The sequence below is a fragment of the Pseudomonas sp. 02C 26 genome (assembly GCF_002843585.1).
Classification (GTDB): Bacteria; Pseudomonadota; Gammaproteobacteria; order Pseudomonadales; family Pseudomonadaceae; genus Aquipseudomonas; species Aquipseudomonas shirazensis.
This window is the reverse complement of the sequence record NZ_CP025262.1, coordinates 3,528,053-3,548,966: the sequence shown is the minus strand read 5'-3', so window position 1 is coordinate 3,548,966 and position 20,914 is coordinate 3,528,053. Positions and strand designations below refer to the sequence as shown.

The 20,914-nt window shown below is 62.9% G+C and carries 21 protein-coding genes; 11 read left to right on the top strand and 10 right to left on the bottom strand.

Annotated features, from left to right (window positions below; translation table 11 throughout):
- Positions 1 to 38: 38 nt before the first annotated feature.
- The 4 genes from CXQ80_RS16215 to CXQ80_RS16200 all read right to left on the bottom strand — a co-directional run bounded on the left by CXQ80_RS16215 (position 39) and on the right by CXQ80_RS16200 (position 2,469).
- Complete coding sequence (locus CXQ80_RS16215; protein ID WP_101321290.1) at positions 39 to 1,370, bottom strand: deoxyguanosinetriphosphate triphosphohydrolase; 1,332 nt, start codon at positions 1,368 to 1,370, stop codon at positions 39 to 41.
- Between the two features lie 77 nt (positions 1,371 to 1,447).
- Positions 1,448 to 1,777 carry a hypothetical protein gene (locus CXQ80_RS16210; protein ID WP_101321288.1) on the bottom strand — a complete coding sequence of 110 codons (330 nt, stop codon included), beginning with the start codon at positions 1,775 to 1,777 and terminating at the stop codon, positions 1,448 to 1,450.
- Entirely contained in the window at positions 1,774 to 2,145 is a 372-nt protein-coding gene (locus CXQ80_RS16205; protein WP_101321286.1) for a phage holin family protein, read from the bottom strand. The genes CXQ80_RS16210 and CXQ80_RS16205 overlap by 4 nt, the downstream gene beginning before the upstream one ends.
- Positions 2,146 to 2,154: 9 nt before the next feature.
- Positions 2,155 to 2,469 carry a YqjD family protein gene (locus CXQ80_RS16200; RefSeq protein ID WP_101321284.1) on the bottom strand — a complete coding sequence of 105 codons (315 nt, stop codon included), beginning with the start codon at positions 2,467 to 2,469 and terminating at the stop codon, positions 2,155 to 2,157.
- Between the two features lie 301 nt (positions 2,470 to 2,770).
- Here CXQ80_RS16200 and CXQ80_RS16195 point away from each other — a divergent pair, with 301 nt between their 5' ends.
- From CXQ80_RS16195 to CXQ80_RS16175, 5 genes are all read left to right on the top strand, one after another.
- The gene (locus CXQ80_RS16195; protein WP_101321282.1) at positions 2,771 to 3,979 is read left to right on the top strand and encodes an ammonium transporter; all 1,209 of its coding nucleotides are present in this window, start codon (positions 2,771 to 2,773) and stop codon (positions 3,977 to 3,979) included.
- Positions 3,980 to 4,035: 56 nt separating this feature from the next.
- Positions 4,036 to 4,272, top strand: coding sequence for a glutaredoxin family protein (locus CXQ80_RS16190; RefSeq protein ID WP_101321279.1), 237 nt, complete (start codon positions 4,036 to 4,038; stop codon positions 4,270 to 4,272).
- Between the two features lie 110 nt (positions 4,273 to 4,382).
- The gene (locus tag CXQ80_RS16185; RefSeq protein WP_101321277.1) at positions 4,383 to 4,814 is read left to right on the top strand and encodes a D-Ala-D-Ala carboxypeptidase family metallohydrolase; all 432 of its coding nucleotides are present in this window, start codon (positions 4,383 to 4,385) and stop codon (positions 4,812 to 4,814) included.
- 72 nt (positions 4,815 to 4,886) lie between these two features.
- Positions 4,887 to 5,192: a transcriptional regulator gene (locus CXQ80_RS16180; RefSeq protein WP_101321275.1), complete on the top strand. Its 306-nt coding sequence runs from the start codon at positions 4,887 to 4,889 to the stop codon at positions 5,190 to 5,192.
- A 50-nt stretch (positions 5,193 to 5,242) separates the two neighbouring features.
- The gene (locus tag CXQ80_RS16175; RefSeq protein WP_101321272.1) at positions 5,243 to 6,127 is read left to right on the top strand and encodes a pseudouridine synthase; all 885 of its coding nucleotides are present in this window, start codon (positions 5,243 to 5,245) and stop codon (positions 6,125 to 6,127) included.
- Between the two features lie 47 nt (positions 6,128 to 6,174).
- Here CXQ80_RS16175 and CXQ80_RS16170 read toward each other — a convergent pair whose 3' ends face one another.
- Both CXQ80_RS16170 and acnA read right to left on the bottom strand, forming a co-directional pair.
- Positions 6,175 to 7,740, bottom strand: coding sequence for a PAS domain-containing methyl-accepting chemotaxis protein (locus tag CXQ80_RS16170; RefSeq protein ID WP_101321270.1), 1,566 nt, complete (start codon positions 7,738 to 7,740; stop codon positions 6,175 to 6,177).
- Between the two features lie 123 nt (positions 7,741 to 7,863).
- The gene (gene acnA, locus CXQ80_RS16165; protein ID WP_101321268.1) at positions 7,864 to 10,605 is read right to left on the bottom strand and encodes an aconitate hydratase AcnA; all 2,742 of its coding nucleotides are present in this window, start codon (positions 10,603 to 10,605) and stop codon (positions 7,864 to 7,866) included.
- 243 nt (positions 10,606 to 10,848) lie between these two features.
- Here acnA and rlmM point away from each other — a divergent pair, with 243 nt between their 5' ends.
- Positions 10,849 to 11,925: a 23S rRNA (cytidine(2498)-2'-O)-methyltransferase RlmM gene (gene rlmM / locus CXQ80_RS16160; RefSeq protein WP_101321266.1), complete on the top strand. Its 1,077-nt coding sequence runs from the start codon at positions 10,849 to 10,851 to the stop codon at positions 11,923 to 11,925.
- A gap of 13 nt (positions 11,926 to 11,938) precedes the next feature.
- On the opposite strand, the gene dsbG is transcribed toward rlmM, so the two are convergent.
- The 3 genes from dsbG to dsbD are packed head-to-tail and all read right to left on the bottom strand — an operon-like array spanning position 11,939 to position 15,247.
- Positions 11,939 to 12,697 (bottom strand): thiol:disulfide interchange protein DsbG, encoded by a 759-nt coding sequence (dsbG, locus tag CXQ80_RS16155; RefSeq protein ID WP_101321264.1) that lies wholly within the window; start codon positions 12,695 to 12,697, stop codon positions 11,939 to 11,941.
- Between the two features lies 1 nt (position 12,698).
- Entirely contained in the window at positions 12,699 to 13,535 is an 837-nt protein-coding gene (locus tag CXQ80_RS16150) for a TlpA disulfide reductase family protein (protein ID WP_101321261.1), read from the bottom strand.
- Entirely contained in the window at positions 13,535 to 15,247 is a 1,713-nt protein-coding gene (gene dsbD / locus CXQ80_RS16145) for a protein-disulfide reductase DsbD (RefSeq protein ID WP_101323075.1), read from the bottom strand. Before dsbD ends, CXQ80_RS16150 begins: the two co-directional genes overlap by 1 nt.
- A 182-nt stretch (positions 15,248 to 15,429) precedes the next feature.
- On the opposite strand from dsbD, the gene CXQ80_RS16140 reads away from it, so the two are divergent.
- From CXQ80_RS16140 to pdxB, 5 genes are all read left to right on the top strand, one after another.
- Positions 15,430 to 16,104 carry a response regulator transcription factor gene (locus CXQ80_RS16140; protein ID WP_101321259.1) on the top strand — a complete coding sequence of 225 codons (675 nt, stop codon included), beginning with the start codon at positions 15,430 to 15,432 and terminating at the stop codon, positions 16,102 to 16,104.
- The gene (locus tag CXQ80_RS16135) at positions 16,101 to 17,423 is read left to right on the top strand and encodes an ATP-binding protein (RefSeq protein WP_101321257.1); all 1,323 of its coding nucleotides are present in this window, start codon (positions 16,101 to 16,103) and stop codon (positions 17,421 to 17,423) included. The genes CXQ80_RS16140 and CXQ80_RS16135 overlap by 4 nt, the downstream gene beginning before the upstream one ends.
- A gap of 114 nt (positions 17,424 to 17,537) precedes the next feature.
- Complete coding sequence (locus CXQ80_RS16130) at positions 17,538 to 18,941, top strand: aspartate aminotransferase family protein (RefSeq protein ID WP_101321255.1); 1,404 nt, start codon at positions 17,538 to 17,540, stop codon at positions 18,939 to 18,941.
- 75 nt (positions 18,942 to 19,016) lie between these two features.
- Positions 19,017 to 19,259 carry a sulfurtransferase TusA gene (gene tusA / locus CXQ80_RS16125; protein WP_101321253.1) on the top strand — a complete coding sequence of 81 codons (243 nt, stop codon included), beginning with the start codon at positions 19,017 to 19,019 and terminating at the stop codon, positions 19,257 to 19,259.
- A 60-nt stretch (positions 19,260 to 19,319) separates the two neighbouring features.
- Positions 19,320 to 20,462: a 4-phosphoerythronate dehydrogenase PdxB gene (gene pdxB, locus CXQ80_RS16120; RefSeq protein WP_101321250.1), complete on the top strand. Its 1,143-nt coding sequence runs from the start codon at positions 19,320 to 19,322 to the stop codon at positions 20,460 to 20,462.
- Between the two features lie 95 nt (positions 20,463 to 20,557).
- Here pdxB and CXQ80_RS24860 read toward each other — a convergent pair whose 3' ends face one another.
- Positions 20,558 to 20,725 (bottom strand): PA1571 family protein, encoded by a 168-nt coding sequence (locus CXQ80_RS24860; protein WP_178080784.1) that lies wholly within the window; start codon positions 20,723 to 20,725, stop codon positions 20,558 to 20,560.
- Positions 20,726 to 20,914: the final 189 nt, after the last annotated feature.

The window sequence follows — 20,914 nt, the reverse complement described above, 5'->3', positions numbered from 1 at the left end:
CCCCAATACTGGCTGAGATCTGCCTAAGTTTGCCGTATTCAGGTCGGGCTGGAACGCCCGGTCATCTCACAAGCCATCTCGCTGGCATAGCTGTCGGTCATGCCGGCGATGAAATCAATCATTCGCAGGAAGGCGTTGTGCAACGTGTCATCAGGGCTTGGCGCATGGTTGCCAATCAGGTCGAGCACTCGCCGGCTTTTGAACGACGGGGTGCGCCCGCCGTGTTGTTCCAGGGCCGCGCCACAAAAAGCGTTGAGCAAGATTTCCAGCGTGGTGTAAGCGCCAATCTCGTGCAGCGTCTTGCGCTTGTCCTGGAAGATCTTCTTGCGCGCCATGTCCTTGGCCTGCAGTACACAGCGCTTGGCAGGGCCGTGCATGTGCTCAACCAGGTCGCCCGCTAACTGACCGCTGAGCAACGCCCGTTGCTGCTCGACGAACGCTTCGGCTGCCGCATTGGTCAGGTGTTCGATAGCCTTGCCGCGCAGGATCGCCAGCTTGCGTCGGCGCGAGTCGTTGGCGCCGAGCTGGCGGTAGGTCTCGGGCAGGTCGTCACCGACCAGGTCCAGCAGCAGCGCTTCGACTTCGGCATATTGCAGCAGCTCCATCTCGACGCCGTCTTCAAGGTCGATCAAGGCGTAGCAGATATCGTCGGCAGCCTCCATCAGGTACACCAGCGGATGGCGTGCCCAGCGTTGCTCCTCGAGCTGCGGCAGGCCCAGCTTGCGTGCGATCTGCTCGAGCAACGGCAGCTCGCTCTGATAGCTGCCGAACTTGTGCTTCTTGTAGCCCAGGGCATCGGCGTGACGCGAACTCCACGGGTATTTAAGGTAGGTGCCGAGGGTGGCGTAGGTCAGCCTGGTACCGCCATCGAACTGGTGATACTCCAACTGTGTGAGCACCCGAAAGCCCTGCGCATTGCCTTCGAAATTGAGAAAGTCAGCGCGTTGCTCGTCGCTCATGCCGTCCAGCCAGCCGCGACCTGCCGCCTGCTGAAACCAGGAGCGGATCGCGTCTTCGCCAGAGTGGCCGAACGGCGGATTACCGATGTCGTGGGCCAGGCAGGCCGACTGCACGATCATGCCCAGGTCGCTTGGCTCGCACCAGGCCGGCAGCTCGTCGCGCAAGGTCTCGCCCACACGCATGCCGAGTGAGCGGCCGACGCAGCTCACTTCCAGCGAATGGGTCAGGCGGGTATGAATATGGTCGTTGCTCGACACCGGGTGGACTTGAGTCTTGCGTCCAAGCCGGCGAAACGCACCGGAAAAGATGATCCGGTCGTGGTCCTTGTGGAAGGGACTGCGCCCTAGTTCCTCAGGGCTGTACAAGGCCTTGCCCAGGCGCTCACGGGTCAGCAGGGTATCCCAGTCCAATGCTCGCTCTCCGATCGGATAATCGCCATAGCTTCAGGGTAGCGCTGCGCCTGCGCAAGGGGCCGGCGCAGCCGCTGCTAGCGGCGTCGACCGTTGTGCAGGAACAGTCTGGCCAAGGGCAGCAACGTGCCGCCCAGACGCAGCAAGCGCGTAAGGCCACCACCGCGGGCACCCTTGCCAGTCAGAAAGCCCATCAAAACCACGCCGGCAATGCCCCATAACGGCGCATGCTTGATCCCCAGCCCTTGCTGCACAGAGCTACCTATGCCGCGCAGGCGACGGACTGGTTCGAGCAGTTGCGCCGATTCCTGGCGGATTTCCTGGCGGTGCATTTCGAGGCGCAGACGCAACAGCGCCTTGCGCAGCTCGCGCGGATTACGCGTATTGGGAAGTTCAGGCAGGCTCATGGCAACAGTCGCTCCCGATCCTTGGCAAGCTCCTCAAGTGTGGAGCTGAACGGTGAAGACTCATCGAATACCGCAGCTTTCAGGCGAACAGCGCAGTACAGCGTGGCGAGGCAGTAAAACACGCACAGACCGATGATCCCGGCCAGGCGATAACTGTCCCAGACCAGTACCAGCAGCAGACCAGACAATGCCGACAGCAACAGCAGGGCAAATACCAATGCCATGCCTGCGAACAGCAGCAGCTTCAAGGTACGGCCTTTCTGCTCCTGCAGCTCGATGCCGAACAGCTCGATGTGGCTGTGCAGCAGGCCAAGCACGGCAGCGCCGAGGCGCTTGCCGGTTGCGCCAGTGGAGGCGTCATTTTCCATGAAGTTACCTCAGCGGCGATTGGCCAGCAGCCCGATCAGCAGGCCGACACCTGCAGCAATGCCGATAGCCTGCCAAGGGTTTTCCTGGACATAGGCTTCGGCTTGAACAACCGCCTCCTGACCGCGGGCGCGCACCGATTCCTGAGTCACCTGCAGGTTGGCACGAGCTTCTTCGAGGCGCGCATGGATCTGTTCGCGCAATTCGTCAGCCTGATCACCCGCCAGATTGGCCGTGTCCGCCAGCAGCCGCTCGGTGTCGCGTACTAGCGCCTGGAAGTCTGCCATCAATATCTCTTGAGCATTCTTTGCCGATTTGCTGGCCATTGGGTCTCTCCCTGTTGAGGTATGTGGATAATTCGAGTGATGGCTGTTGTGAAGGTTCACTGCAGTTGCTGGTATGGCGTTTGCTAAGTGTTGGGGCGTGCCCGCAGCGGCTGCGACGATTTCGCGCATCACGTCTGCACATACCGATAAACCTTAACCCAATCCACGACAAACCCAAGAAAAAACCACGCACGTTCCGCCAGGCCTCACCAGAACAGGGCAGCGGGGCGGGCACCGATTCGGTGCAGGGATGCCGGTTCTTGAACTGTCATGGTGCCTTTTCAGCAGGTCTGCCAATTTCATGGAAATCACCCACAGCGCAATGGACTCTCTGGTCCACGGTTCCAACACGCTTTTCTTACTGATGGGCGCCATTCTGGTGCTGGCGATGCATGCCGGTTTTGCCTTTCTGGAAGTAGGTACGGTTCGCCACAAGAATCAGGTCAACGCACTGTCGAAGATCCTCAGCGACTTTGCCATTTCGGCGCTGGTGTACTTTTTCGTCGGTTACTGGGTTGCTTATGGGGTGACCTTCCTGCAGCCGGCAGCGACGCTGGCCAGCGATCATGGCTACGCCTTGGTGAAGTGCTTTTTCCTGATCACCTTCGCAGCGGCCATTCCCGCGATCATCTCCGGCGGCATCGCCGAACGTGCCCGCTTCGCCCCGCAGTTATGCGCGACAGCACTGATTGTGGCGTTCGTCTACCCGTTCTATGAAGGCATTGTGTGGAACGGTAATTTTGGCTTGCAGGACTGGCTGCAACAGCGCTTCGGTGCGCCGTTTCACGACTTCGCTGGCTCGGTGGTAGTGCATGCCATGGGCGGCTGGCTGGCCCTGGCAGCGGTGTTGCTGCTTGGCGCACGGCGTGGGCGTTATCGTGACGGGCGACTGATCGCCTTTGCTCCCTCGAGCATTCCGTTTCTCGCGCTGGGCTCTTGGATCCTGATCATCGGCTGGTTCGGCTTCAACGTCATGAGCGCGCAGAGCCTGCAAGGGATCAGTGGCCTGGTGGCGATCAATTCGCTGATGGCAATGGTGGGCGGCACCCTGGCAGCGCTGCTGGCCGGGCGCAATGACCCAGGCTTTCTGCACAACGGTCCGTTGGCTGGGCTGGTGGCGGTCTGTGCCGGCTCCGACCTGATGCATCCACTTGGCGCGCTGGTCACCGGCGTAGTGGCGGGTGGGCTGTTCGTCTGGTGTTTCACCGCTGCGCAGAACCGCTGGAAAATCGACGATGTTCTCGGCGTCTGGCCGCTGCATGGCGTTTGCGGTGTGTGGGGCGGCATCGCCTGCGGGATCTTTGCCCAGCCGAGCCTGGCTGGCCTGGGCGGGGTGAGCATGATCAGTCAACTGATCGGCAGCCTCGGCGGTGTACTCGTGGCATTGACCGGTGGCCTGGTCGTGTATGGCTTGCTCAAGGCTACGCTGGGCTTGCGTCTGAGCCATGAGCAGGAGTTTCAGGGGGCGGACCTGTCGCTGCATCGAATTGGTGCCACCAGCCAGGATTGACGGGTGCGGGCTGGACTTTACAATAAGTCCACCTCTCCATTGTGCGCAGGCCCGCCATGCTTCCGGAATGCCAACTGCTGGGCACCCTTGGGTGCCACCTGTGCGAAGTCGCCGAAGCCGTGCTGATGCCATTCGTCGAGCGCGGCCTGCTGGTGGAGTTGGTCGATATCAGCGAGCAGCAGGCCTTGTTCGAGCGCTATGGATTGATCATCCCGGTGCTGCGTCGGTGCGATTCAGGCGATGAGTTGCATTGGCCGTTCGATAGCGAACAGGTGGTGGCTTTCCTCCGGTAATGATCGCACCAGCGGCGGCGCGTCCCTCGTGTGCAAATCTGTGGGGTGACAGATGATCGGCCCTGGCCCGCCATGAGCGAGCCTTGCCATCAGCCACGCAGAGGTCCGTGATGTTCATCACCCCCCACTTCACGCTAGCCGAAATGACCGCTTCCAGCACAGCAGCGCTTGCAGGTCTGGATAACACGCCGCCGCCCGCGGCGTTGGCGAACCTGGGCCTGTTATGCGGCGTACTCGAGCAGGTGCGTAGTCTGCTCGAGGTGCCACTGACGATTACCAGCGGCTTTCGTAGCCAGGCGCTCAACCAGAAGGTCGGCGGCACAGCGCAAAGCGCTCATGTACTGGGGCTGGCGGCTGACTTCACGGCTTTGAACATTCCCGCACGCCAAGTTGCAATACGGATTCGCGACAGTGACATCATGTTCGATCAGTTGATTCTCGAGTTCGACAGCTGGGTCCACCTGGCTGTCTCGACCGAGCATCCACGCCGTCAGGTACTGACTATTCAACGAGGCGGCGGCTACCTACCGGGCATCCACTGACAGCGCCTGCCATTTGACGAAAGCCGGAACAACTTCGTATGCTGTATATAAATACAGTGTCAGGGTGAAGCGATGCTCAATGTCGAGCAACTGAAATACAGCATCAACAGGATGGCGCCCGAGCGTGTAGCCGACGCCGTTCTGGAGCTGCGTCTCGAGGGCCTGGTCACGGATGACCGGACGCCCTTTGGCAAGGTCCACTTCAATACCTGCTTCGCTGAAGTCGAGGCGTTGTTTCAACGGGCCGGTTTTCACCGACCGCTGGATGTCGTCGGCTATCAAGGCCTGGTTTATGCGCTGTACGATCCTGGCCGCTGGGACGCCGTGCAGGTGCTGCGCTGGCTCAAGGTGCGCTGCGAGACGGCCGAAGCTGGCTGAGCTGCAGGGCATGGGTGATAATGCCGGCTTACTGACTGCCTGAGCCTGACATGAGCGCACCTTTCGATCCTGCACATCAACAAGCCAGCACGGTATGCCTGCCGCCTGGCGAGTGGAAGACGGTGCTTGATTGCTTGTGTGAGCACTTCAAGGCGATTGATCGCGAGCAATGGCTTGACCGTTTTGCCCGCGGTCGGGTGCTGGACGCTGAAGGGCGTGCAATCGGCGCAGATTTGCCTTACCGACGCGGCATGCGCCTGCATTATTTTCGTGAAGTGGCCAACGAGAAACCGATCCCGGTGCACGAATCGATTGTGCACATGGACGAGCACTTGGTCATCGCCGACAAGCCGCACTTTCTGCCGGTGACGCCCACAGGCGAATACGTCGAGCAGACTTTGCTCCGTCGGCTCATCCGCCGGCTGGGCAACCCGCACCTGGTGCCCTTGCATCGCATCGACCGGCATACGGCAGGACTGGTCATGTTCTCGGCCAACCCTGAGACCCGCAGCGCCTATCAGCGCCTGTTCCCCGAACGGCGTATCGACAAGCAGTATCAGGCGATTGCCGCTGCACTGCCTGAACTCGACTTCCCGCTGGTGCGACGCAGCAGGTTGGTGCACGGCGAACCGTTTTTCCGCATGCACGAGGTCCCCGGCGCAGAGAACAGCGAGACGCTGGCGCATGTGATCGAGAAAAATGGTGATTGCTGGCGCTATGGCCTGTCGCCGGTAACCGGCAAGACGCACCAGTTGCGCGTGCACATGGCCGCGTTGGGGGCGGGCATCTGCAACGACCCGTTTTACCCGCAGTTGCAGGCGGTCGAGGATGACTATCAACGGCCCTTGAAACTCTTGGCGCAGAGCCTGCGCTTTGCCGATCCGCTGGACGGCAGCGAGCGCTGTTTCGAGACGCGGCTGGCGCTGGACTGGTAAACCGCCGTCATCGCAGGTTCCCCAGTGATAACGGCTCCGTCAGCACATCAACGGTTGAAGCGCTCCACCAGTGAGTACTGAGTCCCCGCCGTGCCGGTCAGCTCTTCGCTGAGCAAAGCCGAGTGCTGTGCTTGTTCGGCGGTTTCGTCAGCAAGGCTGGCAATGGTGCTGATATTGCGGCTGATTTCGTCAGCCACGGCGGTTTGCTCTTCGGTTGCCGCTGCGATCTGGGTCGCCATGTCGGTGATATTGGCCACCGCTTCGCTGATGCCGATCAGCGCCTGATCCGCTTCCATAACCCGGGCAACGCCTTCCTGCGCCTGGCGATGGCCACTTTCCATGGTCAACACGGCACTGCTGGCCGTCTGTTGCAGCTTGGCAATCAGGCCGTGGATCTGCCCGGTGGATTCGGCAGTGCGTTGCGCCAGCTGGCGCACTTCATCAGCCACCACGGCAAAACCGCGGCCCATTTCGCCGGCGCGGGCGGCTTCGATGGCAGCGTTCAAGGCCAGCAGGTTGGTCTGATCGGCAATGCCTTTGATCACATCGACCACGCCGCCGATCTCGTCGCTGTCCTTGGCCAGTTGTTTCACGGTTTGCCCGGTTTCGCCGACTGCGGTGGACAAGCGAGCAATGGCCTCGCGGGTCTCCCCGGCGATCTGCCGGCCCTGGCTGGTCAGGCGATTGGCTTCCTGGGTGGCATCGGCAGTGCGCTGCACGTGGTTGGCAACTTCCTGGGTGGTCGCGGCCATTTGGTTGACCGCGGCTGCGACCTGCTCGGTTTCTACCCGTTGGCGTTCCAAGCCCGATGAGCTCTGGTGAGCCAGGACATCGGACTGACGCGCCTGCTCGCTCAGGTGTTCGGCGCTGTCCTGCAAGCGGGTCAGGCAGGTTTTCATCCGCGCGTCCTGGCTGAGCATGGCCATTTCAAGACGCGCCTGTACGCCGCGGCTGTCGGTGTACATCTGCGCGATCAGCGGGTCGGAGGTGGTTTGCTCAGCCAGACCGAGCAGGCGCTTGAGGCCGCGTTGCTGCCAGCTCAAACCGAGCAGGCCCAACGGTACCGACAGGCCGGCGGCGAGGGCGAAGCCCCAGGAATGGCCCAGCCAGTTGCCGATCAGGAAGCCGACCTGGCTGACCAGAATGAACGGCAGCCAGTCTTGCAGCACCGGCAGCCAGCGGTCGCGGCGAGGGATCGCTGACTTGCCCTGGTTGAGGCGCTGGTACAGGCCTTCGGCACGGCGAATCTGTTCAGCGGTAGGTTTGACCCGCACCGATTCGTAACCGACTACCTGGTTGTTGTCGAAAATCGGCGTTACGTAGGCGTTGACCCAGTAATGATCGCCGCTCTTGCAGCGGTTCTTGACGATACCCATCCACGGCAGGCCTTGCTTGAGGGTCTGCCACATGTGGGCAAACACTGCTGCGGGGACATCGGGGTGGCGGACCAGATTATGCGCAGCGCCGATCAATTCCTCGCGTGAGAAACCGCTGATTTCGACGAAGGCATCGTTACAGTAACTGATCACACCTTTGGCATTGGTGGTGGAGATCAACCGCTGTTGGGCAGGGAAAGTCCGTTCTCTCTGGGTAATCGGCTGGTTGTTACGCATGGCTGCTCGGTCCGCAAGGCTTTCCATGGCTATCGGCATGGCTGCGGTTTTATTGAATGATTATTTAACCAGCGGCGGGCGAGAGAAGGGGCGCAGTGCGCCCCTGGGTTGATGAGATGGCGATCAGCTGGCGATCAGTTGCCGCAGCACATAGTGCAGAATGCCGCCTGCCTTGAAGTACTCGACCTCGTTGAGGGTGTCGATCCGGCACAGCACCTGGATGTCCTGTTGCTCGCCGTGTTCACGGTGGATGCGCAGGGTCAGGGTCATGCCCGGGCGGATCTGCGCGTCGCTCAAGCCGAGGATATCGATGCGTTCAGTGCCGGTCAGGTTCAGCGTCTTGCGGCTGTCACCGGCCATGAACTGCAACGCCAGCACGCCCATGCCGATCAGGTTCGAGCGGTGAATGCGCTCGAAGCTCTCGGCCAGCACTGCTTTGACCCCAAGCAGGTTGGTGCCCTTGGCTGCCCAGTCGCGGCTGGAACCAGTGCCGTATTCCTGCCCGGCAATCACCACCAGCGGAGTACCTTCGGCCTGATAACGCATGGCGGCATCGTAGATCGAGAGTTTTTCACCGCTGGGCACGTGCACGGTGTTGCCGCCTTCTTCGCCGCCGAGCATCTCGTTGCGGATGCGGATGTTGGCGAAGGTGCCGCGCATCATTACCTCATGGTTGCCGCGGCGCGAGCCATAGGAGTTGAAGTCTTTGGGCTGCACGCCTTTGTCGCGCAGATAGCGACCGGCAGGGCTGTCGGCCTTGATGTTGCCGGCAGGGGAGATGTGGTCAGTGGTGACCGAGTCTCCGAGCAACGCCAACACTCGGGCCTGCTGAATATCAGCGATCTCGGGCAGCGCCCCGCCGATGTCCTCGAAGAATGGCGGGTGCTGAATGTAGGTCGAGTCAGCCTGCCAGACATAGGTTGCCGCTTGGGGCACTTCGATGGCCTGCCATTGTTCATCGCCGGCGAATACCTCGGCGTATTCCTTGTGGAACATCGCGGTATCGACCTTGGCTACCGCATCGGCGATTTCCTGCTGGCTCGGCCAGATGTCGCGCAGGTACACCGGCTGGCCATCTTTGCCGACGCCCAATGGTTCTTGGGTGAGGTCGACGCGCACGCTGCCAGCCAGCGCGTAAGCCACCACCAAGGGTGGCGAGGCCAGCCAGTTGGTCTTGACCAAGGGATGCACCCGGCCTTCAAAGTTGCGGTTGCCTGAGAGCACCGAGGCGACGCTCAGGTCAGCGGTGCCGATGGCCGTTTCAATAGCTTCATCGAGCGGCCCGGAGTTACCGATGCAGGTGGTGCAGCCGTAGCCGACTAGGGCAAAACCCAGTTGGTCGAGATATGGGGTGAGGCCGGCAGCATTGTAGTAATCGGTGACGACCTTGGACCCAGGCGCCAGCGAGCTCTTGACCCAAGGCTTGCGGCTCAAACCCTTCTCGATCGCCTTCTTCGCCACCAGACCGGCGGCCATCATCACGCTGGGGTTGGAGGTGTTGGTGCAGGAGGTGATCGCGGCAATCACCACCGCGCCGTCGCGCAGGGTGTAGTTCTGGCCTTCGTGGCTGTAGTCGATCTGCCCGGTCTGGTCGGCATTGCCCACTGCAACGCCACCACCACCTTCGCTCTCGAGCCGGCCGACTTCCTTGGTGGCAGGTTTGACCTGCAGCTTGAGGAAGTCATCGAAGGCCTGGCTGACCTGACCCAAAGCGACCCTGTCCTGCGGCCGTTTCGGGCCGGCCAGGCTGGCTTCCACGGTGTCCATGTCGAGCCCCAGGCTGTCGCTGAACAGTGGCTCCTGGCCTGGCATACGCCACAGGCCCTGGGCCTTGCAATAGGCTTCGACCAGGTCGACCGTGGCTTGCGGCCGGCCTGACAGGCGCAGGTAGTCGAGGGTCACCTGATCCACCGGGAAGAAACCGCAGGTGGCGCCGTATTCCGGCGCCATGTTGGCCAGCGTCGCGCGGTCGGCCAAGGGCAATTCGGCAAGGCCGTCGCCATAGAACTCGACGAACTTGCCGACCACGCCTTTCTTGCGCAGCATCTGCGTGACGGTCAGCACCAGGTCGGTTGCAGTGATGCCCTCGCGCAGCTTGCCGGTGAGCTTGAAGCCAATCACTTCGGGGATCAGCATCGACACTGGCTGGCCAAGCATGGCTGCCTCCGCCTCGATGCCGCCCACGCCCCAGCCAAGTACACCGAGGCCGTTGATCATGGTCGTGTGCGAATCGGTGCCGACCAGGGTGTCGGGGAATGCGTAGACCTTGCCGTCTTCCTCGCGGGTCCAGACGGTGCGGCCGAGGTATTCCAGGTTGACCTGGTGGCAGATGCCGGTACCCGGTGGCACCACACTGAAATTATCGAACGCATTCTGGCCCCAGCGCAGGAAGGCATAGCGCTCGCCGTTGCGTTGCATTTCGATATCGACGTTTTCTTCGAATGCATCGGCGCTGGCGTAGCGGTCGACCATCACCGAGTGGTCGATGACCAGGTCCACCGGCGACAGCGGATTGATCCGCTGCGGGTCACCACCGGCCTTGGCCATCGCCGCGCGCATGGCTGCCAGGTCGACCACGGCCGGTACGCCGGTAAAATCCTGCATCAATACCCGGGCCGGGCGGTACTGGATCTCGCGGTCGGAGCTGCGCGTGTCCAGCCACTGCGCCAGCGCCTTGAGGTCGGTGCCGGTGACGGTCTTGCCGTCCTCCCAGCGCAACAGGTTTTCCAGCAGAACCTTGAGCGACATCGGCAGGCGTTGCAGGTCGCCTAGCTGCTGTGCGGCTTCGTCGAGGCTGAAGTATTGATAGGCGCGGTCGCCTACCTGCAGGGTCTTGAGGGTGTTCAGGCTATCGAGCGAGGGCATTGCCAACTCCTTCTGCGCCGGTGCCCGGCCTCTTGTGCATGCCGGTGTCACCGCTCTGAATAGGTCCGCACGGCACGGACCTGGCTGAGTAGTCAGGTTAGGCCGAAATTGCGGCCATGACCCTGTACTGGACAGGCGGGGCATGTCGCTGGTTCCGATCTTCCTTTATCATCGCCGCCGTGCCGGTGCGTGTTGTGCGCTGGATCAAGGCTGACGATCGCCGTCAGCGATGTGGAGTGACAAATGAATACCCTGTTCATGCATTGCCGGCCTGGTTTCGAAGGCGAGGTCTGCGCCGAAATCAGCGAACACGCCGCCCAGCTTGGGGTGGCCGGCTATGCCAAAGGTAAAGCGCAGAGCGCCAGTGCCGAGTTCGTCTGCAGCGAGCCGGGTGCCGCCGAGCGCCTGATGCGTGAACTGCGCTTCGACAAACTGATCTTCCCTCGCCAATGGGCGCGTGGTGAATTTATCGAGCTGCCCGAAACCGACCGCATCAGCGTGTTGCTTGAGCATCTGGCAGCACTGCCGGTCGCCGGCAGCCTGTGGCTGGAGGTGCTTGATACCAATGACGGCAAAGAGCTGTCGACGTTCTGCCGCAAGTTCGAAGGGCCGTTGCGCAAGGCTTTGGAGAAGGCTGGCCGGTTGGTCGAAGACGCTCAGCGGCCGCGCCTGTTGTTGAGCTTCATCAGTGGTCGACGGGTGTTTGTCGGCCTTGCCGAAGCGGACAACTCGGCGCTGTGGCCAATGGGCATTCCGCGCCTTAAATTCCCCCGTGAGGCGCCCAGCCGTTCGACCCTCAAGCTGGAAGAGGCGTGGCATCAGTTCATCCCGCGCGATCAGTGGGAAGAGCGTTTGCAGGATGACATGACCGGTGTCGACCTGGGTGCCTCACCGGGTGGCTGGACCTACCAGTTGGTCAAGCGCGGCATGTTGGTTACCGCGATCGATAACGGGCCGATGGCCGAAAGCTTGATGGACACCGGCCTGGTGCAGCACCTGATGGCCGATGGCTTCACCTGGAAGCCCAAGCACACCGTGGACTGGATGGTCTGCGACATCGTCGAAAAGCCTGCGCGCAGTGCGGCTTTGATCGAGACGTGGTTGGGCGAGGGCTTGTGCCGTGAGGCGGTGGTCAACCTCAAATTGCCGATGAAGCAGCGCTACGCCGAAGTCCGGCGCCTGCTGGACCGCATCGAAGCGGGCTTCAAGGAGCGCAAGGTCAGGGTCTCGATCGCCTGCAAGCAGCTCTATCACGACCGCGAAGAGGTCACCTGCCATTTGCGCCGGCTTGACCTCAAACCGCGCAACACGCGCGGCTGAGGCTCTGCCGGGATCAACGCTTGCCGAGAATTTCGCCGAGCTTGTCCGGCCGTGGTGCGCCTTGCTGACTTTGCAGGCGACCTTGCGCGTCCTGGTAGAAGATCGCCGGGGTTGCCGACAGGCCGAGTTCTTCCATCACCGCCAGGTTGCTGTCGAGCTGTTGCTGGACGCTCTCGGGGATCTTGTCCAGCGCCTTGAGGGTGCTGGCCTTGCCAGAACTCTCGTGCTGCAGCAGGGCCTTGGCTGGGTCCTTGGCGGCCAGCAGGGCTGCCGATTTGCCTGGGCTGTCTTCACGAATGATGCCGACCATGATGTGCCGCAGCTGCACCTTGCCAGACTCGACCCACGGCCGTGCCTGCTGCCAGAACATGTTGCAGTAGGGGCAGTTCGGGTCGCTGAACAGGTAGACCGTGCGCGGTGCATCGGCTTTGCCATCGGCAATCCACGCCGATTTTTCCAGCTTTGCCCAGATCGCCTTGCTCATCGGCGCATAGACCAGTTTTTCCAGTGGTTCAGCGCTCAGATCCTGGCCTTGCTCGTCAAACAGGCTGCCGACCAGCACATGCTTGCCGTCTGGTGTGAGATACAGGGCAATACCGTTGTTCTGGTACTCGGCTGCGTAGCCACGCATACCGTCTGGAGCGGCGAAGCTGCCCTTGATCACGGCGCCCTTGGCCTGCAGTTGCTGGATGGCTTTTGGCAGTTCTTCGGCCTGCAGCAAGGGCGCGGCGAGCAGAGCGAGGGTCAATGGCAGGAGTGCGGTCAAACGCATGTCAATTTCCTTTTGCAGCGGAGGCGGGCACATCGTCCCGCTCGAATGATTGCAGCGCGTGGCTCAGGCTGGCCCGGGACAGCTCGCCCAGGTGGCTGCCGACCAGCCTGCCGTCGGCGCTGTAGAACAGGGTGGTGGGCAAGGCCATCGAACCGACCCGTTGGGCCAGTTGGCCAGCGCCGTCGAACAGCACATGGGTCAGGCTGAGGCCGGTGGTAGCAAGAAAGGTGCTGACGTTTTCCGGGGTTTCCCCTTGGTTGACGAACAGGAAGGTCACGTGTGGGTATTCGTGCTGGGCCTGTTGCAGCACCGGCATCTCGCGCCGGCAAGGCGGGCACCAGGTCGCCCAGATATTGATCACTAGTGGCTTGCCGCGGTAGTCGTGCAGCGCCATCGACTGGCCACTGGCGGTGCGCAAGGTCAGCTGCGGCAGCTCCGTGCCCTTGCTGTACAGGTGGCTGCCCAGGCTGGCCAGCACCCAGAACACACCGCCGCTGGCCAGCGCCCAGCCCAGCGGCCGGCGCAGGCCGGGTTGGCGCCAGCCCTGCCAGAGGGTGCCGAGCACGATCGCCAGCAAGCCGCCCCAGAGCAAGAAGCCGCCATCGCGGATATCGATGATCTGCAGCAGCTCATCGCGGTACATCGGCCAGTAGGCAAGCACGAAGGTCACGCGTGCACCCAGTACCCCCAGCAAGAACAGGTTGAATAGTGCCGACTCCGGGCTCTGGCCACCACGTCGGGCGACGGCCCAGCCAACCACGCAGGCAATCGCCAGCGCCGCCAGCATCAGCAGATGGTTCAGGGCCATGGTCAATGGCCCGAGGGTCACGCTCAGCATCAGCCTTGGCTCCTTGTCTGTGCCCAGTGTTGCAAGAATGTCGCCGCGTCGACTTCACCGGTGATGCGCCGGGGGCGGCGTTCGTCACCCTCTGGGCCGATCCAGATCAGGCTGGGTGGGCCCGGTACCTTGTAGTGTTGCAGCAACTCGCGACTGGCTTGCGAGTCAGCGGTGACATCCAGCCGTAGCAGGTGCACACCGGCCAGGCTGGCTTGTACATCAGCGCGAGCGAAGACTTGTTTCTCCATGACCTTGCATGACACGCACCAGTCGGCATAGTAGTCGACCAGCACCCACTGGCCACGGGCCTTGGCGGCTTGCAGTTCGCGTTGCAGGTCCTGCGGCTGGCTGACGGTGATGAAGGCGTCTTCGGTTTTACCCGCTGAGCTTGGCGCACCGGCGGTAAACGGATGCAGCGGCTGCCATAACTCGCTGCCACCAGCAGCGGCGCCCACCAGCAGCAGGCTACCCCACAGCGCGCCGAGCAGTGGCAGCACGCGCAGCGCCGGCAAGCGCTGCAGTGCGGGCCAGGCGGCCCAGGCCAGGGCAATCAGCCAGCTGCCGGCCAGACCCAGCAGTAGAGGCGCTGGCAGCAAGCCGCGGAGGGTGTACAGGGCCATGGCCAGGAAGACAAAGCCAAACAGGCCCTTGACCCGGTTCATCCAGGCGCCGGGGCGCGGCAGGAAGCGGTTACCGAGGGTGACCAGCAATAGCAGTGGCACGCCCATCCCCAGGCCAAGGCTGAACAACACCAGAGCGCCTTGCACGACATCGCCGCTCTGCGCGATATACAGCAGTGCACCGGCCAGCGGCGCGGTCATGCATGGGCCCATCAACAGCCCGGACAACGCGCCGAGCAGGGCTGCACCGTACAGGTTGCCACCGCGGGTGCCCTGGCCGGCCCGGTCGAGGCGGTCGCGCACGGCGACAGGCAATTGCAGCTCGAAGGCGCCGAACATTGGCAGCGCCAGCAAAATGAACAGCCCCGCCAGGCTGCCGAGCAACCACGGTTGCTGCAGCCAGGCTTGCAAGCTGGCGCCCAGCAGTGCGGCGATCACACCCAGTGCGGCGTAGACCAGAGCCATGCTCAGTACATAGACGCCCGCCAGCAGCCAGCCGCGGCGAGCGCTGGCGCCGTTGCCCAACACCAGTCCGGCCAGGATCGGCAGCATGGGCAGCGAGCAGGGGGTAAAGGCCAGCAGCAGCCCCAGGCCAAAGAACGCCAGCAGGCCCCAGGCCAACTGGCCCTGCTGCAGATCACTTGCCAGCGCCTGGTCATCCGCCTGGCCTGCGCTCGTAGCAGGCGTGCTGCCGCCAAGGTCGATAACGGTGGTTTGCGGCGGGTAACACAGGCCGGCGTCGGCACAGCCCTGCCAGCCCAGTCGCAGCTGGCCACTGGCCGTCGCCGGGATCAGCAGCTCAAGCTCGCTGCGGTACACCGCACTGTCACCGAAGAATTCATCGTGATGGTTGAGTGCCGCTGGCAGCGGCGGGTGCTGCGTTGCATCCAGGCCGTCGAATTTCAGCCGCTTCTGATACAGGTAATAGCCGTCTTTGATTTGAAACTGCACGCGCAGTTCGCCTGACGGCAAGCGCTCATGGGTGAGCATGAACGCCTGTTCCACCGGGAGAAAGTCAGGCTTGACCTCGAATGGATTGGCCAGCAATGGCCCGCTCATGAAGAATGTCAGCAGCAACAGAAAAACGCGCATGTCTGGGCCTTGGCAGTGCAGAAGAATGGCCATGCTGGATTGGCCTGATTAACCGAGGGTTAACCCGGTCCTACACGGGCCGTCCTACAGCCAGGCGCAGGCGACTAATCCAGCCGCACAGTCCATAATCCTGACTTAATCAGGCCATGGCGCAATAGCTCATCGCCTATTGGAGATTGACCATGCACGTACTGCTCTGCGAGGACGACGACCTGATCGCCAGCGGCATCTGCGCCGGGCTTACCGCCCAGGGCCTGACCGTGGATCGGGTGGCCAGTGCCTCGGCCGCCCGCGCGCTGCTGCAGGCGGCACAGTTCGACGTGATGATTCTCGATCTTGGCTTGCCTGACGAAGACGGCCTCAAGTTGCTACGGCGGCTGCGCCAGCAGGGCGAGAGCTTGCCGGTGCTGGTACTGACCGCCCGCGATGCGATCACCGATCGCGTCGCCGGCCTTGAGGCGGGCGCCGACGACTACCTGCTCAAGCCGTTCGACCTGCGCGAGCTGGCGGCGCGGCTGCACACCTTGCTGCGGCGCATGGCCGGGCGCGCAGTGAACATGATCGAGCACGGGCCGCTGCGCTACGACCCGAGTAGCTGCGAAGCCTATCTGGGCGACCAGCCTGTTGACTTGTCCCGGCGTGAACAGGCGCTGCTGCAGGCGCTGCTGCAGAACAAGGGGCGGGTGCTCTCCAGTGAACAACTCAAAGACTGCGTCTACGGCTTCAGCGATGAAGTCGAGAGCAATGCCCTCAACGTGCATATCCATCACCTGCGGCGCAAGCTGGGCAACGGCATTGTCGAGACCGTGCGCGGCCTCGGTTATCGGCTGGGCCCGGCGCAGGTGCCCGCACCATGAGCCTGCGTGTACGCCTGTCGCTTATTCTGGGCAGCGCCTTCATCGTCATCTGGGCGCTTGCCGCGGCCTGGATGCTGCGCGACCTGCGCCAGCAGATGATGTTCTCCCTTGACCAGCGCCTGGTGGCCTCCGCGCGGATGGTTGCCGGGCTGATCGACCAGTTGCCCCAGCCCCTGGCGGGCAAGGGTGAAGAAACTCGCTTTGCTGCTGACCAGCTCAGCGTGCCGGATGGCATGGCCTGCCAGGTCAGTTCGCTGCGCGGCGAGATCATCGCCAGCAACCATAAGCACGAAGGCACCATGGACGACCAGTACAGCGGCTTTCGTGACCAAACCATCGACGGTGCAAGCTGGCGCACGTTCACCTACCACCGCGGTGATATCCGCATCACCACGGCGGACCGCCATCAAGAGCGCGAGGCGCTCAATCAATCGATCCTGCTGGCGGCTTCGGCACCGGTGCTGATGGCCTTGCTGGGCAGCCTGGGCTTGTTGTGGATCGGTCTAGGCAAAGGGCTGGAGCCGATCAATCGGATCCGCGATGCGTTGCGCAAGCGTCGTGTCGACAGCGTCGAGCCGCTGCAGGTCAGTGGCATACCGAGTGAACTGCAGCCGTTGGTGGAAACCCAGAATCAGCTGTTCCAGCGCATCGCCCAGACCCTTGAGCGCGAGCGGCGCCTGACCGACGACGCTGCCCATGAGCTGCGCAGCCCGCTGACCGCGATCAAGACGCACCTGCAGGTGGCACGCATGACCGACGGCGCCGTACGCGAGCAGGCACTCGAGCACGCCGAGCAGGGCACCGACCGCATGCACCGCACTCTTGAGCAGTTGCTGATGCTGGCGCGGGTCGAGGGCAGCCTGTCGTTTGACGACGGGGTGCAGTGCACTGCCGAGCAAGTGGTGCGCCAGGCCGTGCAGGATGTCGGCGCCGGTGACAGTCGGCGGATCACCGTACGCCTGCCGCAGGACGCCACCGAGGTTTACCTGAGCATGCCCGGTCCGCTGGCGGTGGCGGCGTTGCGCAACCTGCTCGACAACGCACTGCGCCATGGCGGTGATGCCGCCGTGGAACTGGAAGTGCAGATGGCCGACGGCCAGGCTGGGTTCCTGGTGCGTGACCATGGCCCGGGCATCAGCGCAGGCGATTTGCAGCACATGACCGAGCGTTTCTGGCGCAACAGCCAGAGTGGCGGTTGCGGACTGGGCCTGGCGATTGTGCAGGCGATTGTCCAGCGCTGTGCCGGCAGCCTGCGCTTTGACAGCCGCAGCGATGGTTTGCGGGTTTGGCTGCAGGTGCCGACTCGGGCGGACAACTGAGTTTGCCGGCGGCGCCTTGGCCTGGGTTGGCCCAGACGCAAAATGTTTGTAAATCCGTGCCGGGCTGAAGCGTATTTCAAGCGATGCCACCTTTCGCTTGCAAGGGACTCTTCAATGTCGACCGCTTCCAGCCTTGCCCAGATCCTGCCGCTTGCCACGCCGCAGCCGTTGTATGAATTCGCCGAATCACCGTTGCTGCTGCGCCAGCAGCAGCAGGAGTCCAATGCGCGCAGCTATCCGCGGCGGATTCCGCTGGCGCTCAAGCGCGCCCGCGGGATCTATGTCGAGGACGTCGAAGGGCGGCAGTTCATTGACTGCCTGGCCGGGGCCGGTACCCTCGCGCTGGGCCACAATCACCCGGTGGTGGTGGCGGCGATCCAGCGTGTGCTGGCCGATGAACTGCCCCTGCATACGCTCGACCTGACCACACCGGTGAAGGACCGCTTTGTCCAGGACCTGTTTGCCATTCTGCCCGAAGCCTTGCGGCGTGAGGCGAAGGTCCAGTTCTGTGGCCCGACCGGCACCGACGCGGTGGAAGCTGCGCTGAAACTGGTGCGCACGGCGACCGGTCGCAGCACGGTGCTGGCGTTCCAGGGTGCCTACCACGGCATGTCGCAGGGGGCGCTGAGCTTGATGGGCAGCGTCGGGCCCAAGCAACCGCTGGGCGCGTTGCTGGGCAACGGTGTGCAGTTCATGCCGTATCCGTACGACTACCGTTGCCCGTTTGGCCTCGGCGGTGCCGCAGGCGTGCGCACCAACCTGCATTATCTGGAGAATCTGCTGCTTGACCCGGAGGGCGGCGTGCCGCTGCCGGCAGCGGTGATCCTCGAAGTGATACAGGGCGAGGGCGGCGTGATCCCCGCCGATATCGAATGGCTGCAGGGCGTGCGGCGCATCACCGAGCAGGCCGGTGTGGCGTTGATCGTCGACGAGATCCAGAGCGGCTTTGCCCGCACCGGCAGGATATTTGCCTTTGAACATGCCGGCATCGTGCCGGACGTGGTGACCCTGTCCAAGGCGATTGGCGGCAGCCTGCCGTTGGCCGTGGTGGTCTATCGCGACTGGCTCGACACGTGGAAACCGGGCGCCCATGCCGGCACCTTCCGTGGTAATCAGATGGCCATGGCGGCGGGCTCGGCAGTCATCGACTATTTGCTCGAGCATCGCCTGGCAGACCACGCCGAGGCCATGGGCCAACGCCTGCGTGGCCACCTGCAGCAGTTGCAGCGCAGCTACCCGCAGCTTGGCGATATCCGGGGGCGTGGCCTGATGCTGGGCGTCGAGCTGGTCGAGCCGAATGGGCCACTCGACACCCGCGGGCATCCGCCGGTGGCCCGCGAGCTGGCGCCGAAGGTGCAGCGCGAGTGCCTCAAGCGCGGTTTGATTCTCGAACTCGGCGGTCGGCATGGCGCAGTGGTGCGCTTCCTGCCGCCACTGATCATCACTGCCGAGCAGGTCGACGAGGTCGCGCAGCGCTTTGCCGAGGCCTTGCAGGCTGCGCTGGGGAGCTGCGGCTAATTCGCCGAAAAGGCGTCGAGGATGGTTCTGGGGGCGGGCTTGAGCGACAATGGTCGGCCATTCACGGAGTAGCCCATGACCGATTACACCCCCGACGCCGTCCTCGACGCCAGCGGCCTGAACTGCCCGGAGCCAGTGATGATGCTGCATCAACAGGTGCGCGCACTGGCTGCCGGCGGCCTGCTCAAGGTCATCGCCACCGACCCGTCGACCCAGCGTGACATCCCCAAGTTCTGCACCTTCCTCGGCCATCAGTTGCTTGAGCAGCAGGAACAGGCTGGCACTTATCTGTATTGGATTCGCAAGAAGGCCGATTGAGCCGCGCTGGATCGCGCCCGGCGCAGGGCCTACACTGCGGGCCCCTGACAGGAGAGCGCCATGCTGATAGTTGCCGACGAAAACATCCCGCTGCTCGACGCGTTTTTTGCCGGATTCGGCGAGATCCGCCGCTACCCTGGCCGCAGCATCGATGCTCAGTGCGTGCAAGATGCCGACGTGCTGCTGGTGCGCTCGGTAACCGATGTCAATCGGCAACTGCTGCAAGGCAGCAAGGTCGGCTTTGTCGGTACCTGCACCATCGGCACCGATCACCTGGATCTGGACTACTTCGCCGAGGCCGGTATCCGCTGGAGCAGCGCCCCGGGCTGCAATGCCCGTGGCGTGGTCGACTATGTGTTGGGCAGCCTGCTGACCCTGGCCGAACTCGAGGGTGAAAACCTCGCCGAGCGGGTCTATGGCGTGGTCGGTGCCGGGCAGGTTGGTGAGCGTCTGGTGCGGGTGCTGCATGGCCTGGGCTGGAAAGTACTGGTGTGTGACCCACTGCGACAGGCGGCGGAAGGCGGCGATTTCGTCAGCCTCGATCGCGTGCTCGAGCAGTGTGATGTGATCAGCCTGCACACTCCGCTGCAGCGCGACGGCGAACACCCCACCTGGCACTTGCTCGGCGCCCCGCAACTGGCGCGGTTGCGCCCGGGCGCGTGGCTGATCAACGCCAGTCGCGGGCCGGTGGTGGATAACCGGGCGCTGCGTGAGTTGCTGCTGCAGCGCGACGATCTGAACGCGGTCCTGGATGTGTGGGAGGGTGAACCTCAGGTTGACCTGCAACTGGCCGACCTGTGCACGCTGGCGACGCCGCACATTGCCGGTTACAGCCTCGACGGCAAGCAGCGCGGTACGGCACAGATCTATCAGGCATTTTGCCAGTGGCGCGGCGTGCCGGCGCCTGTGCAGTTGGCCGATCTGCTGCCGGAACGCGACCTGGTCCAGATAGAGCTGAATGCGGCCAGTGATCCGGCCGTGGCCTTGGCGACGGTCTGCCGAGCAGTTTACGACCCGCGCCGCGACGATGCCGACATGCGCCGTAGCTTGAGCGAGGATCCGATCGAACAGCGAGCAACCTTTGACTTGCTGCGCAAGCATTACCCCGTGCGCAGGGAAATCGAAGGGTTGGCAGTGAAGGTGCGCGGCGAGTCGGCGCAGTTGGCGCAGATGATCAATGCGCTGGGGGCGGTTCTGGTTTAGCCAGTAGTGTAGTAAAGCAGGGGCCGCCTGGCGGCCCCAATCCAGCCCGCGCAACGCTCAACTAGCTAACTGAGCGCCACGCTGCTGTGATCCAATCAATTCTTCTCGGCAAGCGCCACTCGGCTTTTTTCCAGCTCTTCACACGCTTGTTTGATCATCTCAGGGGTAATTGCCACTTCGCGGCCCTGGTCGTCGATGATCGAGCCGCAAATCGGCTGCGGTTGCGCTTGCTGGTTGGCGTGCGTTTCACTGTGCTGCTGCATGTGCTGTCTCCTCATCAGGTTCAAACCAAGCCTATCCACTGGTCGTGACTGGCGTATGACATTGTCTGTGCCGCCACGACTGCTCTAGTCCAACAGAAAGCTCGGCAAAGCTCCACCAGCACTTTAGAACCATAAGCTATTGCTACTGTGCTCTGCTGTGCTGGCCAATGGCATGTCCTTTTCTGCGAT

Excerpts from the sequence above, each read along its gene's own strand:
- CXQ80_RS16210 (WP_101321288.1), bottom strand. The coding sequence starts at position 1,777 with ATGAGCCTGCCTGAACTTCCCAATACGCGTAATCCGCGCGAGCTGCGC.
- CXQ80_RS16205 (WP_101321286.1), bottom strand. The coding sequence starts at position 2,145 with ATGGAAAATGACGCCTCCACTGGCGCAACCGGCAAGCGCCTCGGCGCT.
- CXQ80_RS16200 (WP_101321284.1), bottom strand. The coding sequence starts at position 2,469 with ATGGCCAGCAAATCGGCAAAGAATGCTCAAGAGATATTGATGGCAGAC.
- CXQ80_RS16195 (WP_101321282.1), top strand. The coding sequence starts at position 2,771 with ATGGAAATCACCCACAGCGCAATGGACTCTCTGGTCCACGGTTCCAAC.
- CXQ80_RS16190 (WP_101321279.1), top strand. The coding sequence starts at position 4,036 with ATGCTTCCGGAATGCCAACTGCTGGGCACCCTTGGGTGCCACCTGTGC.
- CXQ80_RS16185 (WP_101321277.1), top strand. The coding sequence starts at position 4,383 with ATGTTCATCACCCCCCACTTCACGCTAGCCGAAATGACCGCTTCCAGC.
- CXQ80_RS16180 (WP_101321275.1), top strand. The coding sequence starts at position 4,887 with ATGCTCAATGTCGAGCAACTGAAATACAGCATCAACAGGATGGCGCCC.
- CXQ80_RS16175 (WP_101321272.1), top strand. The coding sequence starts at position 5,243 with ATGAGCGCACCTTTCGATCCTGCACATCAACAAGCCAGCACGGTATGC.
- CXQ80_RS16170 (WP_101321270.1), bottom strand. The coding sequence starts at position 7,740 with ATGCGTAACAACCAGCCGATTACCCAGAGAGAACGGACTTTCCCTGCC.
- acnA (WP_101321268.1), bottom strand. The coding sequence starts at position 10,605 with ATGCCCTCGCTCGATAGCCTGAACACCCTCAAGACCCTGCAGGTAGGC.
- rlmM (WP_101321266.1), top strand. The coding sequence starts at position 10,849 with ATGAATACCCTGTTCATGCATTGCCGGCCTGGTTTCGAAGGCGAGGTC.
- dsbG (WP_101321264.1), bottom strand. The coding sequence starts at position 12,697 with ATGCGTTTGACCGCACTCCTGCCATTGACCCTCGCTCTGCTCGCCGCG.
- CXQ80_RS16150 (WP_101321261.1), bottom strand. The coding sequence starts at position 13,535 with ATGCTGAGCGTGACCCTCGGGCCATTGACCATGGCCCTGAACCATCTG.
- dsbD (WP_101323075.1), bottom strand. The coding sequence starts at position 15,247 with ATGCGCGTTTTTCTGTTGCTGCTGACATTCTTCATGAGCGGGCCATTG.
- CXQ80_RS16140 (WP_101321259.1), top strand. The coding sequence starts at position 15,430 with ATGCACGTACTGCTCTGCGAGGACGACGACCTGATCGCCAGCGGCATC.
- CXQ80_RS16135 (WP_101321257.1), top strand. The coding sequence starts at position 16,101 with ATGAGCCTGCGTGTACGCCTGTCGCTTATTCTGGGCAGCGCCTTCATC.
- CXQ80_RS16130 (WP_101321255.1), top strand. The coding sequence starts at position 17,538 with ATGTCGACCGCTTCCAGCCTTGCCCAGATCCTGCCGCTTGCCACGCCG.
- tusA (WP_101321253.1), top strand. The coding sequence starts at position 19,017 with ATGACCGATTACACCCCCGACGCCGTCCTCGACGCCAGCGGCCTGAAC.
- pdxB (WP_101321250.1), top strand. The coding sequence starts at position 19,320 with ATGCTGATAGTTGCCGACGAAAACATCCCGCTGCTCGACGCGTTTTTT.
- CXQ80_RS24860 (WP_178080784.1), bottom strand. The coding sequence starts at position 20,725 with ATGCAGCAGCACAGTGAAACGCACGCCAACCAGCAAGCGCAACCGCAG.